The organism is Acinetobacter sp. 22512 (genome assembly GCF_052044755.1).
Classification (GTDB): Bacteria; Pseudomonadota; Gammaproteobacteria; order Pseudomonadales; family Moraxellaceae; genus Acinetobacter; species Acinetobacter pittii.
In genome coordinates this window covers 1-25,369 of sequence record NZ_JBQENP010000003.1, presented here as the reverse complement: position 1 = coordinate 25,369, position 25,369 = coordinate 1, and the positions used below count along the sequence as shown (strand labels likewise).

The 25,369-nt window shown below is 38.9% G+C and carries 23 protein-coding genes; 10 read left to right on the top strand and 13 right to left on the bottom strand.

Going from position 1 to position 25,369, the window contains the following annotated elements:
- Nucleotides 1–29 precede the first annotated feature (29 nt).
- Together pheT and ACTJJG_RS04490 are read left to right on the top strand one after the other, a co-directional pair.
- Entirely contained in the window at nt 30–2,411 is a 2,382-nt protein-coding gene (gene pheT / locus ACTJJG_RS04495) for a phenylalanine--tRNA ligase subunit beta (RefSeq protein ID WP_017482376.1), read from the top strand.
- On the top strand, nt 2,408–2,704 hold the full coding sequence (locus tag ACTJJG_RS04490; RefSeq protein ID WP_000126166.1) for an integration host factor subunit alpha: 297 nt from the start codon (nt 2,408–2,410) through the stop codon (nt 2,702–2,704). Before pheT ends, ACTJJG_RS04490 begins: the two co-directional genes overlap by 4 nt.
- Before the next feature lie 139 nt (nt 2,705–2,843).
- Here ACTJJG_RS04490 and ACTJJG_RS04485 read toward each other — a convergent pair whose 3' ends face one another.
- Nucleotides 2,844–3,086, bottom strand: coding sequence for a hypothetical protein (locus ACTJJG_RS04485; RefSeq protein ID WP_002117215.1), 243 nt, complete (start codon nt 3,084–3,086; stop codon nt 2,844–2,846).
- 94 nt (nt 3,087–3,180) lie between these two features.
- Between ACTJJG_RS04485 and ACTJJG_RS04480 the strand changes: the two genes are divergently transcribed.
- Complete coding sequence (locus tag ACTJJG_RS04480) at nt 3,181–3,306, top strand: hypothetical protein (protein ID WP_002117184.1); 126 nt, start codon at nt 3,181–3,183, stop codon at nt 3,304–3,306.
- 191 nt (nt 3,307–3,497) lie between these two features.
- Here the strand turns inward: ACTJJG_RS04480 and rho are convergent, their stop codons facing one another.
- Nucleotides 3,498–4,766: a transcription termination factor Rho gene (rho, locus tag ACTJJG_RS04475; protein WP_002117304.1), complete on the bottom strand. Its 1,269-nt coding sequence runs from the start codon at nt 4,764–4,766 to the stop codon at nt 3,498–3,500.
- Nucleotides 4,767–5,088: 322 nt separating this feature from the next.
- Nucleotides 5,089–5,415 carry a thioredoxin gene (trxA, locus tag ACTJJG_RS04470; RefSeq protein WP_002054512.1) on the bottom strand — a complete coding sequence of 109 codons (327 nt, stop codon included), beginning with the start codon at nt 5,413–5,415 and terminating at the stop codon, nt 5,089–5,091.
- Nucleotides 5,416–5,690: 275 nt separating this feature from the next.
- Between trxA and ppx the strand changes: the two genes are divergently transcribed.
- The 5 genes from ppx to ACTJJG_RS04445 are packed head-to-tail and all read left to right on the top strand — an operon-like array spanning nt 5,691 to nt 10,790.
- On the top strand, nt 5,691–7,211 hold the full coding sequence (gene ppx / locus ACTJJG_RS04465) for an exopolyphosphatase (RefSeq protein ID WP_014208409.1): 1,521 nt from the start codon (nt 5,691–5,693) through the stop codon (nt 7,209–7,211).
- An 18-nt stretch (nt 7,212–7,229) separates the two neighbouring features.
- Nucleotides 7,230–8,051: an acetyl-CoA carboxylase carboxyltransferase subunit alpha gene (locus tag ACTJJG_RS04460; protein ID WP_005066304.1), complete on the top strand. Its 822-nt coding sequence runs from the start codon at nt 7,230–7,232 to the stop codon at nt 8,049–8,051.
- Nucleotides 8,052–8,107: 56 nt separating this feature from the next.
- Complete coding sequence (gene tilS / locus ACTJJG_RS04455; protein ID WP_017482375.1) at nt 8,108–9,388, top strand: tRNA lysidine(34) synthetase TilS; 1,281 nt, start codon at nt 8,108–8,110, stop codon at nt 9,386–9,388.
- On the top strand, nt 9,363–10,199 hold the full coding sequence (gene proC, locus ACTJJG_RS04450) for a pyrroline-5-carboxylate reductase (protein WP_005804294.1): 837 nt from the start codon (nt 9,363–9,365) through the stop codon (nt 10,197–10,199). The genes tilS and proC overlap by 26 nt, the downstream gene beginning before the upstream one ends.
- Nucleotides 10,200–10,220: 21 nt before the next feature.
- On the top strand, nt 10,221–10,790 hold the full coding sequence (locus ACTJJG_RS04445; protein ID WP_000501183.1) for a YggT family protein: 570 nt from the start codon (nt 10,221–10,223) through the stop codon (nt 10,788–10,790).
- 54 nt (nt 10,791–10,844) lie between these two features.
- Here the strand turns inward: ACTJJG_RS04445 and polA are convergent, their stop codons facing one another.
- The gene (gene polA / locus ACTJJG_RS04440) at nt 10,845–13,616 is read right to left on the bottom strand and encodes a DNA polymerase I (RefSeq protein ID WP_005078979.1); all 2,772 of its coding nucleotides are present in this window, start codon (nt 13,614–13,616) and stop codon (nt 10,845–10,847) included.
- Nucleotides 13,617–13,770: 154 nt separating this feature from the next.
- Between polA and ACTJJG_RS04435 the strand changes: the two genes are divergently transcribed.
- A complete protein-coding gene (locus ACTJJG_RS04435) occupies nt 13,771–16,575 on the top strand; it encodes a DUF2339 domain-containing protein (protein ID WP_069120336.1) in 2,805 nt (934 codons plus the stop codon).
- Here the strand turns inward: ACTJJG_RS04435 and ACTJJG_RS04430 are convergent.
- The gene (locus ACTJJG_RS04430) at nt 16,565–17,482 is read right to left on the bottom strand and encodes a mechanosensitive ion channel family protein (RefSeq protein ID WP_005066312.1); all 918 of its coding nucleotides are present in this window, start codon (nt 17,480–17,482) and stop codon (nt 16,565–16,567) included. The genes ACTJJG_RS04435 and ACTJJG_RS04430 overlap by 11 nt on opposite strands.
- 9 nt (nt 17,483–17,491) lie before the next feature.
- Nucleotides 17,492–18,313: a hypothetical protein gene (locus ACTJJG_RS04425; RefSeq protein WP_002117309.1), complete on the bottom strand. Its 822-nt coding sequence runs from the start codon at nt 18,311–18,313 to the stop codon at nt 17,492–17,494.
- Between the two features lie 96 nt (nt 18,314–18,409).
- On the opposite strand from ACTJJG_RS04425, the gene gspE reads away from it, so the two are divergent.
- Nucleotides 18,410–19,900, top strand: a complete 1,491-nt coding sequence (gene gspE / locus ACTJJG_RS04420; protein ID WP_005066314.1) for a type II secretion system ATPase GspE — start codon at nt 18,410–18,412, stop codon at nt 19,898–19,900.
- 56 nt (nt 19,901–19,956) lie between these two features.
- Here gspE and ACTJJG_RS04415 read toward each other — a convergent pair whose 3' ends face one another.
- The 7 genes from ACTJJG_RS04415 to ACTJJG_RS04385 all read right to left on the bottom strand — a co-directional run bounded on the left by ACTJJG_RS04415 (nt 19,957) and on the right by ACTJJG_RS04385 (nt 24,904).
- A complete protein-coding gene (locus tag ACTJJG_RS04415) occupies nt 19,957–20,388 on the bottom strand; it encodes an organic hydroperoxide resistance protein (protein ID WP_005066315.1) in 432 nt (143 codons plus the stop codon).
- A gap of 88 nt (nt 20,389–20,476) precedes the next feature.
- Nucleotides 20,477–20,914 (bottom strand): MarR family winged helix-turn-helix transcriptional regulator, encoded by a 438-nt coding sequence (locus tag ACTJJG_RS04410; protein WP_005804299.1) that lies wholly within the window; start codon nt 20,912–20,914, stop codon nt 20,477–20,479.
- A 165-nt stretch (nt 20,915–21,079) separates the two neighbouring features.
- Entirely contained in the window at nt 21,080–21,454 is a 375-nt protein-coding gene (locus ACTJJG_RS04405) for a DUF4951 domain-containing protein (RefSeq protein WP_005066318.1), read from the bottom strand.
- A gap of 14 nt (nt 21,455–21,468) precedes the next feature.
- Nucleotides 21,469–22,293, bottom strand: a complete 825-nt coding sequence (locus ACTJJG_RS04400) for a carbon-nitrogen hydrolase family protein (protein WP_005066320.1) — start codon at nt 22,291–22,293, stop codon at nt 21,469–21,471.
- 29 nt (nt 22,294–22,322) lie between these two features.
- Entirely contained in the window at nt 22,323–22,844 is a 522-nt protein-coding gene (gene gigB, locus ACTJJG_RS04395) for an anti-anti-sigma factor GigB (RefSeq protein ID WP_002117273.1), read from the bottom strand.
- A gap of 102 nt (nt 22,845–22,946) precedes the next feature.
- Nucleotides 22,947–23,915 (bottom strand): RsbU family protein phosphatase GigA, encoded by a 969-nt coding sequence (gigA, locus tag ACTJJG_RS04390; RefSeq protein WP_002117221.1) that lies wholly within the window; start codon nt 23,913–23,915, stop codon nt 22,947–22,949.
- Nucleotides 23,916–24,025: 110 nt separating this feature from the next.
- On the bottom strand, nt 24,026–24,904 hold the full coding sequence (locus ACTJJG_RS04385) for an MlaA family lipoprotein (RefSeq protein WP_002117157.1): 879 nt from the start codon (nt 24,902–24,904) through the stop codon (nt 24,026–24,028).
- Nucleotides 24,905–25,369: the final 465 nt, after the last annotated feature.

The window sequence follows — 25,369 nt, the reverse complement described above, 5'->3', positions numbered from 1 at the left end:
TTTTTCAGGATTAAAAAAGGTTTATAAAGATGAAGATTAGCGAAAATTGGCTACGCACATGGGTTAACCCGGCAATTGATAGTGAGACATTGTCTGATCAGTTAACTATGCTTGGTCTTGAAGTTGATGAACTTGCACCTGTTGCTAAGCCATTTACTGGCGTCGTGGTCGGCGAAGTTTTAACAGTTGAGCAGCATCCAGATGCAGATCGTTTGCGTGTAACGACAGTTAATATTGGTTCGGGCGAGCCTTTACAAATTGTTTGTGGGGCACCGAATGTTCGTGCTGGCATGAAAGCTCCAGTTGCAACGATTGGTGCTGTATTACCGGGTGATTTCAAAATCAAAAAAGGTAAACTTCGTGGAGTTGAGTCACAAGGCATGCTTTGTGGTGCTTCTGAAATTGATCTTGAAGATAAAATCGATGGTTTGCTTGAGTTACCTGCTGATGCTCCAGTAGGGATAAATATCCGTGAATACTTAAAACTCGATGATAACGTCATCGATATCAGTATTACACCAAACCGTGGTGACTGTTTCAGTATCCGTGGTATCGCTCGTGAGATTGCAGTAATTAACCAACTGCAAATGAATGAACCTGATATTAAATCAGTTGAAGCGACAATTGCTGATGAGAAGAAAGTAGTGATCAGCACTGAAGGTACTCCACGCTATTTAGGACGTGTAATTAAAAACGTTAATGTAAAAGCTGCTACTCCTGAGTGGATGGAGCAGGCTTTAGCTCGTTCAGGAATTCGCACGCACAGTATTTTGGTTGATGTGACGAACTATGTCCTTATGGAACTGGGTCAGCCAATGCATGCTTTCGATTTAGCTAAAATCGAAGGGACTGTACATGTGCGTCAAGCTCAGCCACAAGAAAAATTACAACTCCTTAATGATCAAGAAGTTGAATTACAAGAAGATATTATGGTGATTGCTGATGACCAGAAAGCTTTGGCAATTGCTGGAATTATGGGTGGTTTAGCATCAAGCGTAACTGATGATACTACCGATATCTTCCTAGAAAGTGCTTTCTTCGCGCCACTTGCTATTGCTGGACGTGCTCGTCGTTTTGGCTTGCATACTGATTCTTCACAGCGTTATGAACGTGGTGTAGATTTTGAGTTGCCGTTAATTGCCATGAACCGTGCTTCGCAGCTTATTCAAGAGTTGGCAGGTGGTGAATTTGGTCCAATTACTGTGGCTGAAAAAACTGAAATTTTACCAAAGCGTGAAGCAATTGAACTGAAACAAGCTCAGGTAGACCAATTGTTGGGATATCAATTGACGGCTGATTTCATTGCAGATGCTTTAACTCGACTAGGGTGTGAAGTAACTGTTAAAGCTGAAGGTGAGTGGAATGTAGTACCTCCATCACATCGCTATGACATGGCTATTTATCAAGACTTAATTGAAGAAGTGGCACGTATTGATGGTTATGACAATATCCAAATTAGCTTACCAAGCATGGATGTTCAATTAGCTAAATATCAAGACCGATTTGAAATTGCAGAGTTACGCCAAACTATCGTGACTTTAGGTTATCAAGAAGCAATTAGTTTTAGCTTTGCTGATGCAAAACTTGAAAAGCAATTGAACCCGCAAGTAAATCCGTTAATGCTAGCAAATCCAATTTCAAGTGATTTGGCTGCAATGCGTAGTACTCTACTTTCAAGTTTAATCCCTTGCGTACAATATAATCTCAATCGTCAACAAAGTCGTGTTCGTTTCTTTGAATTAGGACTTCGTTTTGATTATCAAAATGCTAAGAGTATTGAAGATCTAAAACAGATTCCGACTTTAGCTCTAGTGGCAGTTGGCTCGCAACAACCAGAATCTTGGCATGTGAAGCCTCAACCAATGGATTTCTTTGACTTCAAAGGAGAGATAGAAGAGATTTTGGCTGCTGGTCGTGTCAAAGTTGAATATGTACGTTCTGAGCGTGCATGGTTGCATCCGGGGCAGTCTGCTGAAATTTTAGTTGATGGACAATCAATTGGTTATTTAGGACGTTTGCATCCATCTCTAGAAAATGAGCTTGATTTAACAACAACGTGGGTTGCTGAACTCGATCAAACAGCCGTTTTGCAATCTTATGTATCTAATTTTACAGAATTATCACGTTTTCCTTCGATCAGACGTGATATTGCGCTTTTAATCTCTGATAATATAAATGTTAGAGATATTCAGCAGTTAATCGAAAAAACTGGTGGAGAGCTTTTAGACTCTACATGGTTATTCGATGTGTATACGGGGCAGGGTGTCGAAGAAGGTAAGCGCTCATTGGCGTTTGCATTATTATGGCAACATCCTTCACGTACGCTTGAAGATGCTGAAATTAAATCTGGTATGGACAATATAATCCAAGTGTTGGAAAACACTTATCAAGCGACATTGAGGGCCTCATGACAGCATTAACTAAAGCAGACATGGCTGATCATTTAAGTGAGTTAACCAGCTTAAATCGCCGTGAAGCAAAACAAATGGTCGAGTTGTTCTTTGACGAGATTAGCCAAGCACTTATTGCAGGGGAGCAGGTTAAGCTTTCTGGTTTTGGTAATTTCGAGTTAAGAGATAAACGCGAACGTCCAGGACGTAACCCTAAGACAGGTGAAGAAATTCCAATTTCAGCACGTAGGGTAGTGACCTTCAGAGCGGGTCAGAAGTTTAGACAACGCGTTGGAAATGAGCAGATCGATTGATCTGCTTTTTTTATATTTTAAATAGCTTTATATAGTTTATTGGGCAGCAATATAGGACCGCTTAATCTTAGAAAATCAAAATTTAGATATAAAAAAGAGGACAAAATGTCCTCTTTTTTTATCTAATCTAGAATATAGATTAGTGTGCAGCAGAAGCAGCAGCAACGTCAGAAGCAGCAGCAGCAACGTCAGAAGCAGCGGCAGCAGTTTCAGAAGCAGCAGCGTCAACAGCTACAGCAGCTTCAGAAGCAGCTTCAGTAGCTTCAGAAGCAGCAGCTACAGCTTCAGAAGCAGCAGCAGGAGCTTCTTCTTTCTTAGAACAACCAACGAAAGCTAAAGTAGCAGCAACAGCAGCAGCAACAGCGAATTTTTTGAATAACATGGCATCACTCTCACAAAAAAGATTTGAGATTAAAAAAACCTAAGTTGGACTGTTTTGCTTTTATTATTCCTAAAACGTAGCTAGGTAACAACGCATGGAGCAGTCTAACTGGTCTGCCGCTATGCTATCACTGCAAATGCTGAAATACTACTGTCGTCTGTCAAAAAAACGTATGAAAAAGAGAAAAACAGACTGTTTTTTAACAGAAAAAAACAATTAATCAGCTCGTGTATATTGGAAAAGGTAGAGGTAAGCTACTAAAAAAACTAAGCTTTTTTATGCAAAAATATTTATTATCAAAAGCTTATAAATAATTTTACATAAAAATAAGCAAAATGTATTTTTGTGTAAAGCTTGTCAACCAAATAAAAAGCCACTCAAAAGAGTGGCTTTTTTTGAAGGCTTAATTACTTAAGTTGAAGCTTTACGTTTCATTTGATCAAAGAAATCATCATTTGTTTTGGTTTCTTTCATGCGGTCAAGTAAGAATTCCATTGCTGCCAATTCATCCATAGGGTGAAGTAGCTTACGAAGAATCCATACTTTACGTAATTTATCTTCATCCATTAAACGCTCTTCACGACGTGTGCCAGATTTTTTGATATTCATAGCAGGGAAGACACGTTTTTCAGCAATACGGCGATCAAGCGTAATCTCTTGGTTACCTGTACCTTTGAACTCTTCATAAATTACATCATCCATTTTACTGCCTGTTTCAATCAAAGCAGTAGAGATGATCGTAAGTGAACCACCTTCTTCGATATTACGTGCAGCACCAAAGAAACGTTTAGGGCGCTCTAATGCATGAGCGTCTACACCGCCAGTTAACACTTTGCCTGATGATGGGATTACTGTGTTGTAAGCACGTGCAAGGCGGGTAATAGAGTCAAGAAGAATCACAACATCTTTTTTATGTTCAACAAGACGTTTAGCTTTTTCAATTACCATTTCTGCAACTTGTACATGGCGAGCTGGTGCTTCATCAAAGGTTGACGCAATAACTTCCCCGCGAACAGTACGCTCCATTTCGGTTACTTCTTCTGGACGTTCGTCAATTAATAGAACGATCAGGAATACTTCTGGATTGTTTCTAACAATCGATTGAGCAATATTTTGAAGTAACATTGTTTTACCCGCTTTCGGCGGTGCAACAATAATAGAACGTTGGCCTTTACCAATTGGCGCAACTAAATCAACGACACGAGCAGTTAAGTCTTCTGTCGTACCATTACCTAATTCCATAACCAATTGTTCGGTCGGGAAAAGGGGAGTTAAGTTTTCAAATAAAATTTTATTACGAGAATTTTCTGGCGTGTCGTAGTTAATCTGGTTAACTTTGAGCAACGCAAAATAACGCTCACCTTCTTTTGGAGGGCGAATAGTACCTGTGATGGTATCACCTGTACGCAAGTTAAAGCGTCGGATCTGTGAAGGACTCACATAAATATCATCCGGACCTGCTAAATACGAACCTGCGGCAGAACGCAAAAAACCAAAACCATCAGAGAGAATTTCGAGAACGCCGTCACCAAAAATTTCTTCGCCATTCATCGCATGGCGTTTCAAAATGGCAAAAATAATATCTTGCTTTCTGTTACGAGCCATACCTTCCAGGCCCATAAATTCAGCAATTTTAATTAGTTCGCCGATTGGTTTTTTCTTGAGTTCAGTTAAATTCATAAGGGTCAGAATTAGGAAAGAGTAGAGTGTGGTTTAAAAAGGAGAAAAATCGCTCGCATACAAAAAAGATTATCGCAATTGTATTTACACAATAACAATTCAGAAGTCTGATTAATTGTTTCGAAGAGAAATGTGAAAAAACAATTTCTGTTGCCGAGTGGCGATCTTTATGTTTGTGTCTTGTAAGAAGCCGGACGAAGATGATTCCCTTCAGTGCCTCTTGAGCATGCAATATAAGCCAGCCTAGCAAATTTGTCAATTTATAGGCGAAAAAAATACGCTATAAAAAAGTATAGCGTATTTTCTTTTTTAGCATTTTGACTTAAACGTTTTCATCAATAAAGCTAACAAGTTTAGAGCGAGGTACAGCACCAATTTGTTGAGCTACAACTTCACCATTTTTGAAAAGTAGTAAAGCAGGAATGTTACGGATGTTGTATTTCACTGCTGTATCTTCGCAAGAAGTCACATCAACTTTAACAATTTTTACTTTACCAGCATATTCACTTGATAGGTCTTCAAGAACAGGTGCGATCGCTTTACAAGGTGCACACCATCCTGCCCAGAAGTCAACAAGTACAGGGGTTTCAGCATCTAAAACATCTGCTTGGAAGTTATCATCAGTTGTATTTACAATAGTCGCAGACATGGTACGGCTCCAATTTTTAGAAAAAAGTGCTATTACAGGAGAAATTATCTCTATCAGTATTACATAGCTACTTAGTTCAATGTAAGGGTTTGATGCTATTATTCAAGGCTTAACTAAATTTGTCTAATGGATGCTCACGATATTCATCATCGACTTGTACAATCAACTAATAAATAGAAAAATTTAAATCACAGCTAATTGTTGATGAAAATGGCTTTTCAATTGCATTCTTGTGAATTACTCTAGGCGTGAATTGTTATGGGTTTAGTTCAATAATGTCTGATTTTCTGATTGATGAAGAATTACTTGCCGCCATAGATATGGGGTCGAACAGTTTTCACCTTGCAATTGCACGGGTAGATCATGGCGAAGTTAAAAAAGTTGCTTCGATGTCAGAAAAAGTACAGCTCGCAGCTGGTTTAGATGAGAATAAAAACCTAACAGAAGCCGCTCAGCAACGAGGCTTAGCCTGCTTGGCTCGTTTTGTAGGGAGATTAAGTTCTGTTCAACCAAATCGCTTACGAATTGTGGCGACCAATGCTTTGCGTCAGGCAAAAAATGGCCATGAATTTATTCAAAAAGCAGCAGAAATTTTGCCTAAACCTATTGAAATTATTGCTGGGCGAGAAGAAGCACGTCTGATTTATCTTGGCGTATCGCATACCATGGCAAATGGTGGTCGACGTTTAGTTGTAGATATTGGTGGTGGTTCTACTGAGTTCATTATTGGTGAAGAGTTTGAACCTATTTACACTGAGTCATTGCAAATGGGATGCGTGGCTTATACAAAAGCTTACTTTGCCGATGGCGAAATCACACAAAAAGCCTTTGATAAAGCAGTAGTTGCTGCCCGTAAAGAACTTTCAGCTATTGCAACAACGTATAAAATGGAAGGTTGGGATACTGTAGTTGGTTCTAGTGGAACCATTAAAGCTTGCCGCCAAATTATGGTGAATATGGGCTTGAGTGATGAACAAGAAAACGTTACTCGAGAAGGCTTATATAAACTCAAAGATAAATTACTTAAGTTTAAAAATATTTCTGAAATTGATTTTGAAGGGTTAAGAGAAGACCGACGAGCAGTTTTGCCAGCCGGATTGGCAATTTTGTACGCAGTTTTCGAAGTTTTAGAAATTGATCGTTTGGCATATTCTGATGGTGCATTACGTGAAGGAGTCATGTATGACCTATTAGGTCGTTTTAAACATGAAGATATCCGCGATCGCAGTGTACAAGCTTTAATGGGACGTTATAACGCTGATCCAAAACAAGCAGAAAGAGTCGTAAATACAGCACAACAATTATTTGATGGTGTTGCAGAATCGCTTAATTTAACGAGTGAAGACAGTGACTTACTGCGCCGAGCTGCCTATTTGCACGAAATTGGTTTGGCGATTAGCCATGGTGGGTATCACCGTCATGGTGCTTATTTATTGCAGCATTCTGATATTCCGGGCTTCTCACAAATTGATCAAAATCACCTTTCACATTTGGTCGCTCACCACCGTCGTAAATTGCGAAATGATGTAAAAAATGAAATTTTGAAGGCTGGTGGTAATAAATTACTTTATCTATGTTTATTACTTCGCCTAGCAGTTTTACTCAACCATAGTCGAAGTGATCAGATGCTTCCTGCCATTGAACTGACCATCATAAATGATCAACAATGGCAACTTAGTGTTTCTGGTGATGCCAAACAATGGCCATTGTTAGTTGCCGACTTGCATGATGAGCAAGAGCAGTTTAAGCATTGGGACATTGAATTGAATATTCAGTCGGAAAAATTTATCGATTAAAGGGATAATATTCGACCTATGAAAAAAGCTACTCAGTCCAAAGCGTGGACAACGGTTCAAATTGCACGTCATCCTGATCGTCCGCAGTTTCTAGATTATGTCGGTGAAATCTTTACAGAGTTTGATGCCTTGCATGGTGATCGTTTGTTTGGTGACGATGGTGCGATGGTAGGTGGTCTTGCTCGTTTTGATGGTCAGCCTGTGATGGTTATTGGCCAACACCGTGGTCGTAGTACCCGTGAAAAATTAAAGCACAACTTCGGTATGGCTAACCCAGAAGGTTACCGTAAATCTCAACGCCTATTAGATATGGCAGAGCGTTTTAACCTTCCGGTCTTCACATTTATTGATACTATGGGTGCTTATCCAGGTGTTGGTGCTGAAGAACGTGGACAAGCTGAAGCAATTGCAACTAGCCTTGCTCAGCTTTCAAGTTTGAAAGTTCCTGTTGTCGCAACAGTACTTGGTGAAGGCGGTTCTGGTGGTGCTTTAGGTATTGGTGTTGCTGACCGAGTAATTATGTTGTCGCATAGTATTTATTCTGTGATTTCACCAGAAGGCTGTGCATCTATTTTGTGGAAAACTGCTGAAAAAGCGGCTCAAGCAAGTGAAGCTTTAGGTTTGACAGCAGATAAATTACAATCTCTAGGTATTGTTGAATACGTAGTAGATGAAGGCGAAGGGGCTCATTTAGACCCTGAGCAAGTTATGCAAAACCTAAAAGTAGTTTTGAAGCAAGCTTTGGATGAGTTGCTACCAATGGATGCAAATGAACGATGCGAAGCACGTTATCAACGTTTAATGAAGTTTGGCAGCGAAAATTTAGGCATTGCGTCTTAAAACAGGCTCAAGAGTTTTCAGAAAATAGTACTTTTCTTATTGGATGTAGTGGCGGCATGGATTCAATGCTGCTACTACATTTGATGTCTCAAATTTTCCCTCAAAAGATCCGAGTAATTTATATAGATCATCAACTGCAATCAAAAAGTGTAGAGTGGGGCGAACTCGTTGCTAAACAAGCGACTCGTTTAAATATTCCTTATACCATTCAAAAAGTTCAAGTTACTGACGGTAATTTGGAAGCTCAAGCACGTCAGGCACGTTATCACGCTTATCTACAACATTTACAAGCCAACGAAATTTTATTGCTTGCTCATCACCAGCAAGATCAAGCTGAAACAGTAATATTGCGTTTATTGTCGGGTGCGGGTGTTGATGGGCTTGCTGCTATGCAGTGTATTGATCATCGTGTAGATATGACAATTTGGCGCCCTTTTTTGGATTTAACCCGTGAGCAGATTGCCGAGTGGACTACTCAACTTGAAATTGAGTATATAGATGATCCTACAAATTACGATATCCATTATGATCGGGCGTGGTCGCGTGAAGAACTTTGGCCCTTCTTACAAAACCGTTTTCCAAAAATGCAGCAAGCACTTAGTCGTACCAGCTATCTGATGCAAGATGCTTCTGAAATTTTAGAAGAAGTTTTAAAAGTTGATTTGCAAAATTGTGGTACGGACGAATGTTTGGACTTAAATCAGCTATTAAAACTATCTTCTGCCCGTCAGCGTCAATTGCTTTCGGTTTGGATGAAAGGTGATGGGCAATATCGACCTGCATTTGAAATGGTTGAGCGTTTAAAAAATGAAGTAATTAATTCGAAGTCTGATGCACAAGCGGCATTACACTGGAACCAGTTTTATTATGTTCGTTATCAACATCATCTTTATAGGTTGAGTAAGCAAGTTTTTCTTGTTGAAAAATTAAATCCAGTTGAAACCGAGACAGAGCATTATTTCCAAATGGGGGAAATAGTGCATTGTGCTTCAGGATATTTTCAAATTACTCAAAAAAATATGGGTTTGTCTGCATCTTTATTAAATAAAAAATTAAAAATTATTCGACGCCAAGGTGGTGAAAAGGTCCATTTATATGGTCGTGTTGGGCAATGGCCATTAAAAAAAGCAATTCAAGAAGCACATATTTTGCCTTGGCTTCGTCATACAATTCAAATATTAGTCATAGATAATGTTATGCTTGGGGTTTTTACACCGAAAGGATTTTGGTTGGCTCAGTCTCCGTATTGTGAGCAAGGAGGATGGCAACCAGATTTAATTTCTTATTCTTGTAATCTGGTAAATGGCGAAGATGGTTATGACAAGTGCAGTAAATAGTAATATCTGTTTTATTGGTGGTGGTAATATGGCCCAAGCTTTGATTGGTGGGCTCATTTCAAGAGGTTTACCGCCAACACGTATTACCGTTTCAGATCCTGTTGAGCAAATACGTCAATTATTGCAAGAAAAAGAAGTCCATGTGACACAAGATAATGTAGCTGCAATTAAAAATGCTGATGTCGTTGTACTGGCAGTAAAACCACAAGTTTTGGCGACTGTTTTACGTCCTTTAAAAGGACTGTTATCAGATAAATTGGTTATTTCAATTATTGCTGGTGCTGAAATTCAAACGATATCAAACTTAATTGATAGCAATCGAATTGTTCGAGTTATGCCAAATACGCCAGCTCTAGTTCAGACGGGTGCGCATGGTATCTATGCAAATGATGTAGTAGGTACTTCGGATCGTGAATTAACAAGTCAGATTTTAGCAGCCACAGGCTTAACAATTTGGGTAAACTCCGAAGCTCAAATTGATGCGGTAACAGCGGTTTCTGGCTCAGGTCCTGCATATTTCTTCTATCTCATGGAAAGTATGATCCGTGCGGGTAAAAATTTAGGACTTGATGAAAAAGTTGCAACTGCGTTGACTCTTCAAACGGCATTAGGTGCAGCTCAAATGGCAATTACGAGTTCAAACACTCCTTCTGAACTTCGTAAGAATGTGACATCGCCAAATGGCACAACTCAAGCTGCACTTGAAGTTTTTGACCGTGCACAAATCTCCCAAAATATTCAATCTGCATTGGCTGCTGCACAGAAGCGTAGTCAAGAATTGGCTCAAGAATTGAGTGACAGTGCGAAATAGCTTAAATAGGATAAGACAACTATGGGTGCAAATTCTGCGCTAATTTTTGGAATTTTAATTAATGTCGCGATTTTATTGGTCTTTTTCCGTTTTTTAATGCAATTGGCGGCAGTAAGTCCTTATAATCCTGTGGTTTTATCGACCGTAAAGGCGACTAAAATTGTTGATATTTTTGGCCGAATTTTTCCGACGGTCGCAAAAGGCCGATTTAATTTGGCTGCGTTGGTTCTTTTAATTATTTTATATTTGCTGAAAATTTTTGGCGTGATGTATCTTTCTGGTTCTATGCCAAATAGTCCGGTTCACTTAGTGATTCTGACATTTGTGACTATGATTCAGGACCTGATCCGTTTCTGCCGTTATTTAATTTTCGCGACAATTATTTTGAGTTGGGTGGTTATGTTCACTCAATCGCGTTCACCTTATATTGAAGTGATTCAAGATTTAGCTGAACCATTACTCGCACCATTCCGTCGTTTATTGCCTAATATGGGAATGATTGACTTATCTCCAATTTTGGCCTTTTTAGCGCTTTATATTGCCGAGATCTTAATGAATGAAGTTGCAAAAGTTCTTTTAACAGGACTTTAACTTAACGCAATAAAAAAAGGGCTGTTAATACAGCCCTTTTTTTATTTCTATTAATTAATGGGCATCATCCCAGTTTTGCCCTTGCCCAACTTCAACAACTAAAGGTACAGAAATTTTTACTACAGATTCCATGACAGTCGCGATTTGCTTAGAGAGCTCCTCGGCAATGTTTTGATCTGCTTCAAATACTAATTCATCGTGTACTTGAAGAAGTAACTTGGCTTGATCTTTTGGCAAGATTTTATCGACTTCAATCATTGCGAGTTTAATGATATCAGCAGCACTACCTTGTAAAGGCGCATTAATTGCAGCACGTTCAGCAGCCTTACGTACCATTACATTTCGTGCATCAATATCAGGTGTATAAAGACGACGACCTAAAATAGTTTCAACAAAACCTTGCTCTGATGCAACTTGACGTGTGCGTTGCATATATTCATAGATGCCAGGATAGCGTTGGAAATATTGCTTAATATAGTTTTGCGATTCTTGACGTGTAAAGCCTAATTGACGAATCAAACCAAACTCAGACATACCATAAAGTAGGCCAAAGTTAACTGCTTTCGCTTGACGGCGTTGGTCATTGGTCACATCTTCGATAGCAATACCCAATACTTCTGCAGCAGTACGGCGGTGAACATCTTGTCCGTGCTGGAACGCATGTACTAACGCATCATCTTGAGAAAAATGAGCCATTAAACGTAATTCAATTTGCGAGTAATCGGCAGCCAATAATACTCGACCTTCTGGCGCAATGAATGCTTTACGAATTTGGCGCCCAATTTGTCTACGAATTGGAATATTTTGTAAGTTAGGATCTGAAGAGGAGAGGCGACCTGTTGCTGTAAGTGCTTGGTGATAACTTGTATGTACACGATGCGTGTCGTTATGAGATTGCTCAACTAGACGATCAGTATAGGTACTTTTTAGCTTTGCTAAACCGCGATGCTCTAGAATAATTTCCGCTAAAGGATGTTCAATTTTTTCTAAAACACTTTCACTGGTGCTGTATTGTCCAGTTGCAGTTTTTTTACCGCCTTTGATTCCTAATTTATCAAATAGGATTTCACCTACTTGTTTAGGAGATGCAATATTAAAAGTTTCATCTGCAATTTCCATCGCTTGATTTTCAAGCCCTTCCATCGTTTTTGCAAATTCAACGCTTAATTTATCTAAGAAGGCATGATCTAGACGAATACCATCTTCTTCCATACCCGATAAAATACGGGCAACTGGCATTTCGATGTTATATAAAATATTTTCTAGCTCAGGAAATGGCTTAAGTTTGTTTGAAAGCACTTCATACAAACGATAGGTCACATGAGCATCTTCTGCAGCATAGTGAGCAGCAACTTCAATCTCAATTTGATTGAAAGTCTTTTGTTTAGCACCCTTACCAGCAATTTGTTCAAAAGTGGTGGTTAAGTGGCTTAAGTAGACACGAGCTACGTCATCCATGCCGTGACGAGTGGCCGCTGCATTCAATACATAAGATGCAAGCATGCTATCGAAATACCAGCCTTTAAGTTCTATGCCATGATTGGCAAAGATATGGGCATCATATTTAAGGTGATGCCCAATTTTTTTAACTGCTTCATTTTCTAGCACAGGCTTAATTTGAACCAGAATTTGATCACGATCTAGTTGCTGCGGCGCATTTTCATAATTATGCGCTAATGGAACATAGTAGGCATCTTTCGCATCAAATGCGATTGAAAAACCAACCATCTCTGCAATACGGTAATCAAGGCTTGTAGTTTCTGTATCAATAGCAAAATGATCGGCATTTTGCATGCGTTGCCAGAGCTGATCCCATGCTTCTTGGGTTAAAACAGTGTGATAATTTGCAGTTCCAAGCTGGTCATCTTGACTGGTTAAGCTTGCTTGATCTTCAGTTTCTATAGATTCAGCAGGTTTAACTTCATTTTGAACAATAGTCTGTGAAGCTTGTTGTTTATAGCTTGAGCTATTTGGATTGTTTGGATGATCAAGCGACTGTAATTGGTTTCTAAACTCAAGCTCAGTATAAAGATTACGTAGAGCTTCTACGTTTGGATCGGTAAGCTTTAACTCATGCCAATCGAGTTCTAAAGGAAGATCACAGACGATACTAGCTAACTGGTGGTCAAGCTTAATATTGTCTAAGTTATCTTTAATATTTTGGCTAAGTTTGCCTTTAAGTTGGTCTGCATTGGCAATAATATTGTCTAAAGTGCCATATTCAGTTAGTAACTTAGCTGCTGTTTTTGCACCTACGCCAGGTACACCCATGATGCCATCAGACGCATCGCCCATAAGGGTTAAGTAATCGATAATTTGATTTGGCCAAACACCAAATTTTTCAAATACCCCGTCGGTATCCATGACACGATCTTTAAAGCTATCTTCAAGTTTTACATGATCATTGACGAGCTGAGCCATGTCTTTATCGCCGGTTGAGATAAGTACATGGTGGCCTTCGAGTACGGCACGTTTAGCGAGTGTACCGATAATGTCATCTGCCTCTGCACCCGGAAGACTATATAAAGGAATCCCCTGAGCTTTAATCAATGCATGCAAATATGGAATCTGTTGAGATAACTCTTCCGGCATGGTAGGGCGATCACCTTTATAAATAGGTGAAAGCTTGTGGCGGAAAGTTGGCTCAGGCGTATCAAAAATGACAGCCATATGTGTCGGCTGCATACGGCGCATTAATTTTTGAATGGCAGAAATTGCCCCACGTATTGCATTGGTATGTAACCCTGTAGAGGTCGTCAATGGTGGTAATGCATGATATGCACGAAATAAAAAATAGGACCCATCAACCAAGACAAATGGTGGCATTGAACAATTCCTTAATCTGAATTACAGGTATTTTACGTGAAAACGGCTATGAATGCAGGTTTATGATTTTTGCAGTATTTTGTATGTATAAATATACGCTTGTATTGGCTTGAAGTAAGATGACCTGTAATGAAGGTGTCATATTGCTAAGCCCATGTATAAAAAAGACAAACAGGGAATGATCATTGTTTTGATCGCTTTGACTTTGTTTTTAGCCATTTCAATTGGTTTTAAATTTCAGAGTGTCGTGATTGCTTTATCTATTGCGCTTACTGTCATTCTAGTTCAATTACTGTCAAATCTACATGAGCGTTTAACTCATTTAGAACAGCAGTTTTCTCGGCAGAAAACGCCACTTTATTCTATTCACATGCAAAGAACAGTGATTTATGCAGCAGCCTTGGTTGCATTAGTTGCTTATATCAATCATTGGATGTGGATGGCTGGTGGGGCTTTACTGGTTTTATTGCTATGTTTGATTCAAACCATCAGTGCATTTCATACTCGACTATTATACCTCGAGTCAGCAAAACAAACTGTTCATGTAAATGAGACCATACAAACAGAAGTTATAAATCCTGTAATAGAACAAGTTAGTGCCAGCAATACGGACACGCTAGTCCCAGCAGAAACGGCACCTTTAAATCAAACAGAACAATCAGCCCATGTACAGACTGCATGGTGGCAACCAGCCGTGGATTGGATGATTCATGGCAATCCAATCTTAAGAGTTGCTGTTGCTGTGCTTATGGTTGGGGTAGTGTTGCTATTACGTTTTGCAAGCGAGCGTTGGCAACTTAGTTTAGGTGTGAAACTTGGATTTATTGCGATTGCTGGAGGTGTGTTAACGGCATTTGGGTATACATTGCAAAAGAAAAATCAGCTTTTTGCTGTGGCATTGCAAGGTGTCGGGCTGGCTGTTGTATTCCTGACACTTGTGTTCTCACATCATTTTAGTGTAATTGCCAACCTAACTACAGCGAGTATTCTGTTTACTATTTTATTAGCTATTACGGTATTCCTGAGCTTAAAACAACAAGCTATTTATTTGGCAATATTAGCACTTGGTATGGCTTATGCGGCTCCTTTAGTTATTCCGCAATATCGCCCTGATGTAACCTTCCTATTTAGCTACTACTTAGTAATTAACTTAGCAGTTGCTGCGGTTAATTTTATTCAGCCTTGGAAAATCTTAAATCAAATTGCTTTCTTTGCCACAATGTTTATTGGTGGTAGTGCAATCGCATTTTATGCAGAACCCGAAAAATTTAATACATTAGACTGGATTTTGTGGTGCCATATCGCACTGTTTATTTGGCTTAGTGTTCGTTATAGCCAAAATATATCTCGGACGTCAGCAAGTGAAAAACAAGAAGGTATTCGTTTACCTCCGCTGTTAGATGTGGGTCTTATTTTTAGTGTGCCTGTGCTGGGCTTTACGCTACATGCTTACTTAGTACATGAGTCTACACAAGCGTTGACGATTGGTGCTGCTGTCTTGGCGGGTACATATGCGCTATTAACTTTTTGGATTAAAAAAACTCATCCTCAGCTTTCAGTTCTTGCCAAAAGCTTTTTCATCCTCGCCGTTGCATTTTTTGCCTTAATCTTTCCACTTGCAAAAGGAGCACATTGGACAGCAATTGGTTGGGTAGCTCAAGGTACAGCTTTAATTGTGTGGGGAGTAACTGAGCGCTACCGTTTAAGCCGATATATTGGCGTAGTTTTAGTTTTACTCAGCTCTATTGCGCTGTTTTATCAGGTTTGGGCCAATGAAGAGTTCCCAACGCTAAGCACAAGCATCTATGCAATTGCCCAATTTATTTCTGCCTTTTATTTATTGCAATACAACAGTAAAGAGCAACGCTATTTTAGCGCAAGCATGTTTAGTGGCATTTTCTTGTGTTTAGGAATGTATGCGGGTGCTGTAGCTGGTGTAGAAATAATGGCATGGCATCATCATTCTTTGAGTCCATATTTGATGTTCGCCGTAGTTCTAATCGCAATATTTAGCGCAGTCGTTCACTATAAACTTCGTGTGCAATGGCAAAGTTTGCAGTTAATTTTAATTAGCCTGTTACTGTTGTTAGTTTTGGGTGAAGCCTTTACTAGTCAAGTATTCATTCTGTTTAAATGGACCGATCTATTACAGCAGAGTTCTTTCCTGGTCGCTACCATTATTCTAAGTGCCTTATTTCTTATGGCTCAACCGCAGTCGGATGAGTCTGGGTACTTAAATGTCTGGGCTGGTTTAAGCTGGTTGGCGTTAGCAGTAGTTGGTTTGGCGATCTTTCCAAAAATGCCAGTTGTTGCTCTGGCTTTTATCCCTGTGGTTTATTCGCTTTGGACGTATAAGGCTCATAAAACTACATTGTTGCATCAAATTCCGGTTTGGTGTTTAAGCTTAATTTGGTTGCTAGTTGTGAGCGTTGATCGCCACTCTGCTGAGTACCTTTATTTTGTTCCTTTATTTAACTTAACTGATTTTCTTTCTATTGTAGTATTTGCAGGTCTGCTCTTTATTATTTATCAACATGCTTTTGAGCAAGATAAATCACTAGAGTGGACTTTTAAAATTACAACAATTTTAGCTGGGTTATTGGTATTCAGTAGTGTGGTCGTTAGGGGCTTACATCATTACTGGGGGACACCACTATGGAGCTTAGCAATTTGGACGAATGGTGAAGTGCAGTTAAGTTTGACATTGCTTTGGGTCATTTTGGCATTTGTATTAACTACATTCTCAAGCCGTAAAATGATTCGTCAACTCTGGTTTGTAGGTGCTGCACTTTTAGGTATTGTGGTATTAAAGTTGATTTTGCTTGATCTATCACAAAGTGCGACATTAACCCGAGTCATTTCGTTTATTGGAGCAGGTGGAGTAATGTTAATTATTGCTTATCTTGCGCCATTACCCCCGTCGTCTACCGCGCAGAAGAATCAAGAGCCTAAGCTTTAGGCTCTCGTTTTAACTCTTTTTGATTGCTATATTGATCGATATCGTCTTCAGCAAAACCGGTAGACGGCCGATCAATCAAGCCCATTTTAGGAACAGGAATTTCAATTCGGTTATCTAAAAATCCATTTCTGATTCGTTCTTGCATTTCATCTCGAACTTTTAAAGAGTTTTCTTGTCGACACCACATTGTGAATAAAAGCTCAATTGATGACTCCCTGAATGCGGTAACCGTAACTGCGGGTTTTGGATCATCCAGTACAAGTGGATAATGAGCTGCTACATTCAGTAGAACCTCACGGACTTTAATAATATCTTCGTGAAAGTTGATTGCGAGCGTAATTGGGATACGTCGTATCGGATATTTAGACAAGTTGTGTACAGGCGCACGAATAAGCTGTTCATTCGGCAAACGAATATAGACATTGTCGAGTGTAAGTAATTTTACCGAAAGCAAATCAATTGAAATGACTTCGCCTTCAATTGTATTACCACGAATGAGAGTAATCTGGATCGTATCACCGACTTCAAATGAACCCTCACCAATCAAAAATAAACCACTAATCAAGTTACTGGCAGATGTTTGCGATGCAAAACCGAGTGCTACAGTTAAAATCCCTGCTGCACCGAGGAATACACTAAGTTTGAACCCAGCTTCTTTCAAACTCGTCATGATGAAGAGTAAGAAAATGAAATAAAAAATACCACGGCGCCATACAAGGCGTTGGTGAGCATTAAAACGTGAGCCAATGGTTCTAATAAACGTATTGGAAATAATACGGGCAAGAACAAAGCCAATGAAACACAGTACAACAGCGACTAAAATTTCACTAATACGTTCGGTATTGATATTGGTAAATATGCTTTTGAGGCTATCAGCGATATCTTTTGGAATATTTGAATCAGCCATATAAACCTCTTAAAAGAATGAATCAAACATATTGAATAATGCTCCACCAGGTGAACGTGGTGGGTGAACATAGGTCACTTCACCAGCAAGAGGTGGCGTACGATTTTCAATACGAATACGTGCCGGACGATCAGAACCCTCATAATAAACTTTAATTTGTGAAGTCCATAAACGACCTGTACTTTCACTATAAAAAAGAGGAAGGGCGGTAACTGGCACATTCATACGATCAAAGCGTAATTGATGATTACTTGTGTTGTGAAAGTCGATTGGAGTAACAGCACGGAAAGCGCGTGGTGTTAATAGATTCAAATCAGTACGGCCATCCACGGAAGTGGCATAACAGATTTCACCTTGCTGTGCATTAGGACCAAACCACGTATCTTTAGGCTGAATCACGGGAATCTCAAACAAAGGTTCATGCTGACTTTCAACTAAGCCTGCAATCCATAATGGTGTGCTGATATATAGAGTCCCACGTTGACCTGCTGGAATGTAAATAGGATCAACAGGTTTTATGACCACAGAACGATCTGCCAGACGTGGCATCAGTAAAAATTCTGGATTAGTCTTTCGAAACATGTAACGTTCTACTTGAACCGTATGCGGAAAGGCAAAATGTGGATCGGCAATTGGGTGCCAATCTTGTTCATTATCATCTTGGAGAGATGGACGATAATATTCGATGCGCCATTCTTTTATGCCACGTGTTAAACGAAAGAGCATTGAACCGAATTGCCATGCTTTGGACTGGTTAATTTCAAAGTGCTGTTCACCCCACCATTTTAAAGAATTCTGGGGGCGAGGCTGATATTCATTATTTTCAAACAAGACGCAAAATTCCTCTACCGAGTTGTTAAACAGACTTCACGCTGTAATCTGCTTAGAGTACACTCAAAATCATCTTACTCATCATTATAAATTGTGATGCAAATATTGAAACAAATACAAGTTCCATATAGTTTTGCCAAGCGTCATGGTGTTTTATTTCGTTATGACGGTGATCAGGTATTTATTATTAGACGTCAAAACACTGAAAAAATTGCATTACAGGAAGCAAGACGCATCTTGGGTAAGCCAGCTCATTATCAATTATGTACTGAACAAGAATTTAATACGCTCTTAAGTACGAGTTACGCAGGTGATACAGGGGAATCACAACAAGTTGCAGCTGGTTTAGAAGATCATCCGGATTTATTGAGTTTGGCCGATCAGGTTCCTGAAACAGAAGATTTGATGGACCAAGAAGATGACGCACCTATTGTTCGTCTGATCAATGCACTTCTCTCTGAAGCAATTCGAGTAGGGGCTTCTGATATTCATATTGAAGCTTTTGAAAAGAAACTATCTGTACGATTACGTGTAGATGGCCAATTGCGTGAGATTGTACAGCCACGCCGTGAATTGGCGCCTTTACTGGTTTCGCGTATTAAAGTTATGGCGAAGCTCGATATTGCTGAAAAACGTGTACCACAAGATGGTCGTATTTCTTTACGTCTTGCAGGCCGTGAAGTGGATGTGCGTGTTTCAACTTTGCCATCGTCACATGGTGAAAGGGTCGTTATGCGTTTGCTTGATAAACAAGCGGGCCGACTCAACATGACTCACTTGGGTTTAATGGCTAATGACTATGAGCGTTTAACTCAGTTAGTACATCGTCCCCACGGTATTATTTTGGTCACAGGGCCTACTGGCTCGGGGAAAACGACCACCTTATATGCAGCCTTATCTGATCTAAATGACAATACCCGTAATATCTTAACTGCTGAAGATCCAATCGAATATCAACTCGAAGGTATTGGTCAAACACAAGTGAATACCAAAGTGGATATGACATTTGCTCGTGCTTTAAAAGCAATGTTACGTCAAGATCCAGATGTGGTGATGGTGGGGGAGATTCGTGATTTAGAAACTGCTGAAATTGCAGTTCAAGCATCTTTAACAGGACATTTAGTTTTATCAACACTACATACCAATACAGCTATTGGTGCAGTTACTCGACTTAAAGATATGGGGATTGAACCCTTCTTATTATCAAGTTCTTTAATTGGGGTGATTGCTCAACGTTTGGTTCGTACTTTATGTCCACATTGTATGACATGGCGTGAAGCAGATACTTTTGAGAAACAGGTTTTTCAGCATATTAATAATGAACCGTTGTTGCAGTTACCTGAAGCTAAAGGGTGCGATCATTGTTCACATTTAGGTTTTAATGGACGTACAGCGATTTATGAAATCGTACCAGTTGATGAACCTATGCGCCGTCTGATTCATGGTAACGCAGCTGAATATGAATTAGAAAATCATGCTCGTGAGTATTCAGGTTCTATTCGTGACGATGGTTTGCGCAAAGTACTTACAGGTAAAACTACACTCGAAGAAGTACTTCGCGTAACCAATGAGGCAAGTGAAGCATAATATTTAAGATGTAAAAAATGCCCGATTTGATTCGGGCATTTTTTAAATATCAAAACTTATTCAGTCACAATATTAAACGTCACATCAATATTATTGCGAGTTGCATTTGAATATGGGCAAACAATATGAGCTGCTGCAACTAACTTTTCAGCTTCTTCACGATCCATACCCACTAAGTAAACATTTAAAGTCGCTTCGATGCTAAAACCTGTAGGAATTGGACCAATACCTACTTCACCTTCTACATAAGCGTCTTTGCTAATGTTAAATTTATCGCGGTTTGCAACAAATTTTAAAGCACCTAAAAAGCATGCTGAATAACCAGCTGCGAATAGTTGCTCTGGATTTGTTACAGCACCACCAGCGCCACCCATTTCTTTAGGTACACCAAGTTGTACATCTAATACGCCGTCTGATGAAGTCGCACGGCCATCACGACCACCGGTTGCTTTAGCTTTTGCACGATAAACAACTTTTTCTAATGACATCGTTTTTATTCCTAAAATAAATTGAATACAAATATATCGTACACGACTTAATTATTTTGACAAGTATATTTTTTAAAAAAATTGCTGTTTATTTGACTAAGTTTGTACGGAGTTTAGTAAGTTGATCTTTAAGGCCGAGTAGTGTTGTCATATCACATGAACTTGCTTCTAATACGCCTGATGGAATATGGATTGCTTGATCTTTTAATTTTTTTCCTTCATCACTTAGCGTAATAATCACTTGTCTCTCATCTTGAGTTGAACGGGTACGATGAAGTAAATGCGAGGCTTCTAACTTTTTCAAGATAGGAGTGAGGGTAGATGATTCTAAAAAAAGTTTAGCTCCAATTTCTGAAACAGTCACTTCATCCTGCTCCCATAACACTAACATCACTAAATATTGGGGATAGGTAATGCCCAAAGGTGCTAGAAGTTTTCTGTAGAGTTGATTAAGCGCTAAATTCGTTGAATAAATGAGGAAACATAATTGATTCTCAAGCTTTAAGTTTTGACAGTCTTGGTCCATATCTTCCTCAAAGAAACTAGTATTGCTTTTGTAGTATATCGCGTTCTATTCAGTTTCTTAAATGTTCATCAGAATAGTTTATGAATAAAACAAATGAGCGCACATAAAAAATGGAATAATTAGATCAATTATTCCATAAGATAAAAATATTTTAGAACACTGTATTTACCACAAATCTGCAATCTTTTTCATTAAACGCGCACGATACTTCGCAGTAGGATTATTTGCATTACGTTGCTGCTCTTGTTCATAAAAATCTTGCCATGCAGTAATCATTTCAAGCGTAGTTCCTTGTTTTTTAATTACAGAAACATCTGCTGGCTGAATATTTTCTAAACGTTGTCTTGCACCTTCTGCGCCTGTACCCCAACCAATAATTCTTTGGCCAAAAGCGGGCAAGGGGATATTTTTAGGAGTTTCTGGAAGAATATCTGATTTGAGCTGTGCAGTAGGCGAAACAAAATGGTTTGTTGTACCAAGCTCTGCATAACAATGAATATTTGCCCCCAAGCAAAAAATGCTAAATAAGTATTTCCACATGAATAATTAAACTTTTAATAATGAATCAATTTACGGTGAGTCATGAGAGGCATTGAAGAGCGGACGAGTTCTTGTGCTGTTAAATCAAAGGGTACAGTGATTAAACCACTCCCTTCATATCCAATCATACTTAAAATTTGACCACGACTATCTGTTGCCCCAGAGTGTCCCCAGGTTTGTCGTTTTTCACCATGCCAGCCCTGTTGTGCTGCGCCTAAAACATAACATTGGCTATCCATTGCCCGAGCTTGTAGCAAAAGCTGCCAGTGCATTTGTCCAGTTGTATAAGTAAATGCAGCAGGGGCAGTAAGAATATGAGCGCCTTGTTGTCTCAGAGTTAGAGCAAGCTCTGGAAAACGTAAGTCATAACATACCATTAAGCCAATATTGCCAAAAGGGGTAGATGTGACTACTACGTCTGTTCCAGGTTCAAAGAAACGAGACTCTTGATAACCACCGACAGCATCACCCACTTGTACATCAAATAAATGGATCTTGTCATAACGTGCTTCTGTACGCTCAGGGCTAATACAAAGACTAACCGTCCGGACTCGACCATCTTGAATGGTAGATCCATCTGGACGAAATGGGCATGGTAAGGTACCGGCCACAATCCAGATTTGATATTGATGTGCTAGTTTCTCAAGCCGTTGTTGAATAGACTCAAATTGCTCAGCTGTTTCGCGTTGTTTTCCAGCTGCAAAACATACAAAGTTTTCGGGGAAAACAATCAGGCTAGCATTTTGCGCCTTACTTTGTTGAATCAACGACTCAATGACTTGAAAATTATTTTCAATATCATCTTGAGAGTTCATTTGAGCAACAGAAATAAGGGTCATATTCTAATAATCCGGCTTAATGATTAAAGTCAGGCATTTTGCTTATCTGATACCTGTTCAAGCGTATCTTGTTCTTTCTGTAACTGCTTCACAAGTGGCTCAAACATATTCTGATTGTTTGCATTGAGTTTCATCAATGTCTTATGTGCATCCAGAACTGTTCTTAGCATTGCATTATGAGTGATCTGTTCATCAGTTAACGTTAATGTGCAAACGTTGGGATCGCCACAGTAATTCAAAATGACAAAAACCTGCCCTAGCCCCATACTGTTGGCTAAGGTTGTGATATCTGGATTGGTAGATAGCATCACAGCTTGAATATGATGAGTTTGTTTAAGCTTTAAACCTAGCTTAGCTAGGATGCCTAACACCGTACTATCAATAAATGTTGTTTGGGTTAAATCAACGATTGCACCAACAACATTCTCTTGCTGTTCAATTCTGTTTAAAAGTTTGTCTAGACTTATACAAGAATGGGCTCGCACTTCACCAATAAGTTTGAAAATATGCGTTCCATTTAAACTTGCATATTCAACATGACCTGTTGACATATAAATGCCATTTTCAGAGAAGGATAGAAAAATTATCACATAGTGCCATCGCAGACTCAAGAGTCCTTAAGTCGTATATTATGTAATTAATTGATTTGTAAATTAATTCATTCGACAAAGACTGAAAATGGCAATGTCATCAGCCACATGATCGGGTGCTTGGAATGATTGATTTTGCAAATGATGAACCAATTGTTGGAACTGATCATTTAACCCACCATCAAAAGGTTCAAGTGCTCCATCTGAGCAAACAATGAAGCGTGCTTGATGATTTAATGTACAAACATGCTCTTCAACTTCGAGTTCATCAGTCAAGCCTAATGGGAAACTACTTGTTGTTAAAATTTTTGGAGCTTGATTTGGTTCAAAAATGATAGGAGGAGGGTAGTGCCCAGCACTTGACCAGCGAAGTGTATGTGTTTCAAGGTTTAAAATACCCACCACAATCGTAATGTGCTTTTCAATATTCTCTTGAACCAACATTCCATTTAATTTTTTTATTAATTGTCTTGGGGTTTTAGAGCGGCCATGGAAAGCTGCCATCCAAGAAGTTAATAAACTACTGGTCACACCATGTCCTGAAACATCGGCAAGATAAAATAAAACTTCCTTATCGTTTAATTTCCAGTAGTCATACCAATCACCAGAAAGATAAGCTGAAGGCTGAAAGAAAGTTTCGACTTGATAATTTAATAAATCAATTGGATTAGGTAATAGTCTTTTTTGTAGTTCAGCAGCTGAAGGTAAATCACGACTATCTTGATTACGTTTATATTGAGCATCGATTCTTGATAATGCTTTATTTAAATCGTTAGGTAGTTGATTCCATACCCAACCTGCAAGAGCACCCGCTTCCCAAGCTTGAGCTAAAGCACTACCTTCATGTTCAAAAGCAATGACAATCGTTGGTAAATTCCATTTATATGTCAGGAAATCTTGTACATCTGCTATTGCAATGATGGTTGGATCATATAAATCTAAATCATCTATGTTAATGACTTGTAAGCCTGGCAATTTATCCAAAGCTTGCTCTAAATAAGGGATAGAGCGTGTCGGTTTAATAAAATACATAGAAGAGATGGTAGTCCTTTTATATGATCACTTTATTCATCATAGAGTATGTTTGATCAAAATCAAGGTATTGCCCAACTCTTATCCGGGCAATACCTCGATTTCATCTTTTAAGGGTTTTGATTCTCATCTGGTGTATCTTCTGAGTCATCATCAATGAAAGATACATCAGCTGAGTCGCCCTTTTTCTCTGCAATTTGGAATGCTTTACGTTGCAGATATAAATCTCGAATCATGGCATATTGATCACCTTGTAAGGTCTGATCTAGGTCTAGATATTGAGCGCGTGTATCAACCGCTTGTAACATATTACTTGACCAATAAAGACCCTCTTGATCATCCATAACATATTTCTGTGGACGTGCTTGGGCGTCTACTGCTAAACCAAAACCATCACGTAAGGTACTTGGCCCGAAAAAAGGCAACATCAGGAATGGGCCAGAAGGAACACCATAGTAACCAAGAGTTACACCAAAATTCTCTTCTTCAGTCGGTAAACCTAAACGGCTGGCAGGGTCAGCTAATCCAAGAGTCGTTAATGTATTAATTGTAAAGCGACCTATGGTTTTTGCTGCACGACCAGGGCGACCTTGAATAAGCTGGTTAACAGCATTCCAAGGTTCTCCAAGATTTTTACGGAACTGACGATAAGAACCACGGACATCTTCTGGAGTCTTTTCTCTATATTGCACAGCAACTGGGCGTAAAAAATTTCGATCCAACATGTCGTTAAATGAGTAAATTGGACGATTTAATGATTGTAATGGGTCTTTTACAGGATCTGGTTGTGCTGCATTCGCATTAATTTTTAAATCTTTAACTTTAATATTTTTTAAATCTTTAATAATTTGTGAGCGCGTATGAGTCGGTGCTGTTTCTTCTAGTGAGCTAGCATCAGAAGATTCACTTATAGTATTTTCTTGAGCATATAGAGAGGTACAAACACCTACAGATAATACGCTTAGTAAAATTAAATTAGAATAATTCATATAATTCCTTAACCGCCAGCCAGGCTAATACTTAAATGTGCAGTTGGGTGGAGATATGTTTTAATACAAAATTGATAACCTATTATCAATGTAAAATTGATCAAATAATATAGATAAAATGCTAAAAAGCTTAAAAAGTATCCAGTTGATGATATTGATTTAAAAAAAAGGTTGCAAAGGGGATGAGATGGTCTATAATGCACATCCATCGGCGGTGATGCAGATAGAAACTTGTTGAAAAACAGTTACTTGTGATTAAGTTGGTTGCTTTAAGTGATGAATTTGATGGTAAGTTGGTTTGAGAGATAAGTTTTAAAAATATCGAAATTACCTGTTGACTTTTAAGAGATTAAGAGTAATATAGCCGACCTAGCTTGCTGGTGACGAACCAGGAAGAAGATCATTAAGAAAATTGAAGAACAACTTGTGTGGATTTTTACTGATTGATTAATCGAAATAATTTTC

What these genes read in the sequence shown, in the direction of transcription:
- ACTJJG_RS04385 (WP_002117157.1), bottom strand. Translation starts at nt 24,904, where the DNA reads ATGAATTATTCTAATTTAATTTTACTAAGCGTATTATCTGTAGGTGTT.
- ACTJJG_RS04490 (WP_000126166.1), top strand. Translation starts at nt 2,408, where the DNA reads ATGACAGCATTAACTAAAGCAGACATGGCTGATCATTTAAGTGAGTTA.
- ACTJJG_RS04410 (WP_005804299.1), bottom strand. Translation starts at nt 20,914, where the DNA reads ATGGACCAAGACTGTCAAAACTTAAAGCTTGAGAATCAATTATGTTTC.
- ACTJJG_RS04435 (WP_069120336.1), top strand. Translation starts at nt 13,771, where the DNA reads ATGTATAAAAAAGACAAACAGGGAATGATCATTGTTTTGATCGCTTTG.
- ppx (WP_014208409.1), top strand. Translation starts at nt 5,691, where the DNA reads ATGTCTGATTTTCTGATTGATGAAGAATTACTTGCCGCCATAGATATG.
- ACTJJG_RS04480 (WP_002117184.1), top strand. Translation starts at nt 3,181, where the DNA reads ATGGAGCAGTCTAACTGGTCTGCCGCTATGCTATCACTGCAAATGCTG.
- ACTJJG_RS04445 (WP_000501183.1), top strand. Translation starts at nt 10,221, where the DNA reads ATGGGTGCAAATTCTGCGCTAATTTTTGGAATTTTAATTAATGTCGCG.
- ACTJJG_RS04485 (WP_002117215.1), bottom strand. Translation starts at nt 3,086, where the DNA reads ATGTTATTCAAAAAATTCGCTGTTGCTGCTGCTGTTGCTGCTACTTTA.
- gigA (WP_002117221.1), bottom strand. Translation starts at nt 23,915, where the DNA reads ATGTATTTTATTAAACCGACACGCTCTATCCCTTATTTAGAGCAAGCT.
- proC (WP_005804294.1), top strand. Translation starts at nt 9,363, where the DNA reads ATGGTTATGACAAGTGCAGTAAATAGTAATATCTGTTTTATTGGTGGT.
- gspE (WP_005066314.1), top strand. Translation starts at nt 18,410, where the DNA reads ATGCAAATATTGAAACAAATACAAGTTCCATATAGTTTTGCCAAGCGT.
- tilS (WP_017482375.1), top strand. Translation starts at nt 8,108, where the DNA reads ATGGATTCAATGCTGCTACTACATTTGATGTCTCAAATTTTCCCTCAA.
- polA (WP_005078979.1), bottom strand. Translation starts at nt 13,616, where the DNA reads ATGCCACCATTTGTCTTGGTTGATGGGTCCTATTTTTTATTTCGTGCA.
- ACTJJG_RS04400 (WP_005066320.1), bottom strand. Translation starts at nt 22,293, where the DNA reads ATGACCCTTATTTCTGTTGCTCAAATGAACTCTCAAGATGATATTGAA.
- ACTJJG_RS04405 (WP_005066318.1), bottom strand. Translation starts at nt 21,454, where the DNA reads ATGTGGAAATACTTATTTAGCATTTTTTGCTTGGGGGCAAATATTCAT.
- ACTJJG_RS04415 (WP_005066315.1), bottom strand. Translation starts at nt 20,388, where the DNA reads ATGTCATTAGAAAAAGTTGTTTATCGTGCAAAAGCTAAAGCAACCGGT.
- gigB (WP_002117273.1), bottom strand. Translation starts at nt 22,844, where the DNA reads ATGTCAACAGGTCATGTTGAATATGCAAGTTTAAATGGAACGCATATT.
- ACTJJG_RS04430 (WP_005066312.1), bottom strand. Translation starts at nt 17,482, where the DNA reads ATGGCTGATTCAAATATTCCAAAAGATATCGCTGATAGCCTCAAAAGC.
- ACTJJG_RS04460 (WP_005066304.1), top strand. Translation starts at nt 7,230, where the DNA reads ATGAAAAAAGCTACTCAGTCCAAAGCGTGGACAACGGTTCAAATTGCA.
- pheT (WP_017482376.1), top strand. Translation starts at nt 30, where the DNA reads ATGAAGATTAGCGAAAATTGGCTACGCACATGGGTTAACCCGGCAATT.
- rho (WP_002117304.1), bottom strand. Translation starts at nt 4,766, where the DNA reads ATGAATTTAACTGAACTCAAGAAAAAACCAATCGGCGAACTAATTAAA.
- trxA (WP_002054512.1), bottom strand. Translation starts at nt 5,415, where the DNA reads ATGTCTGCGACTATTGTAAATACAACTGATGATAACTTCCAAGCAGAT.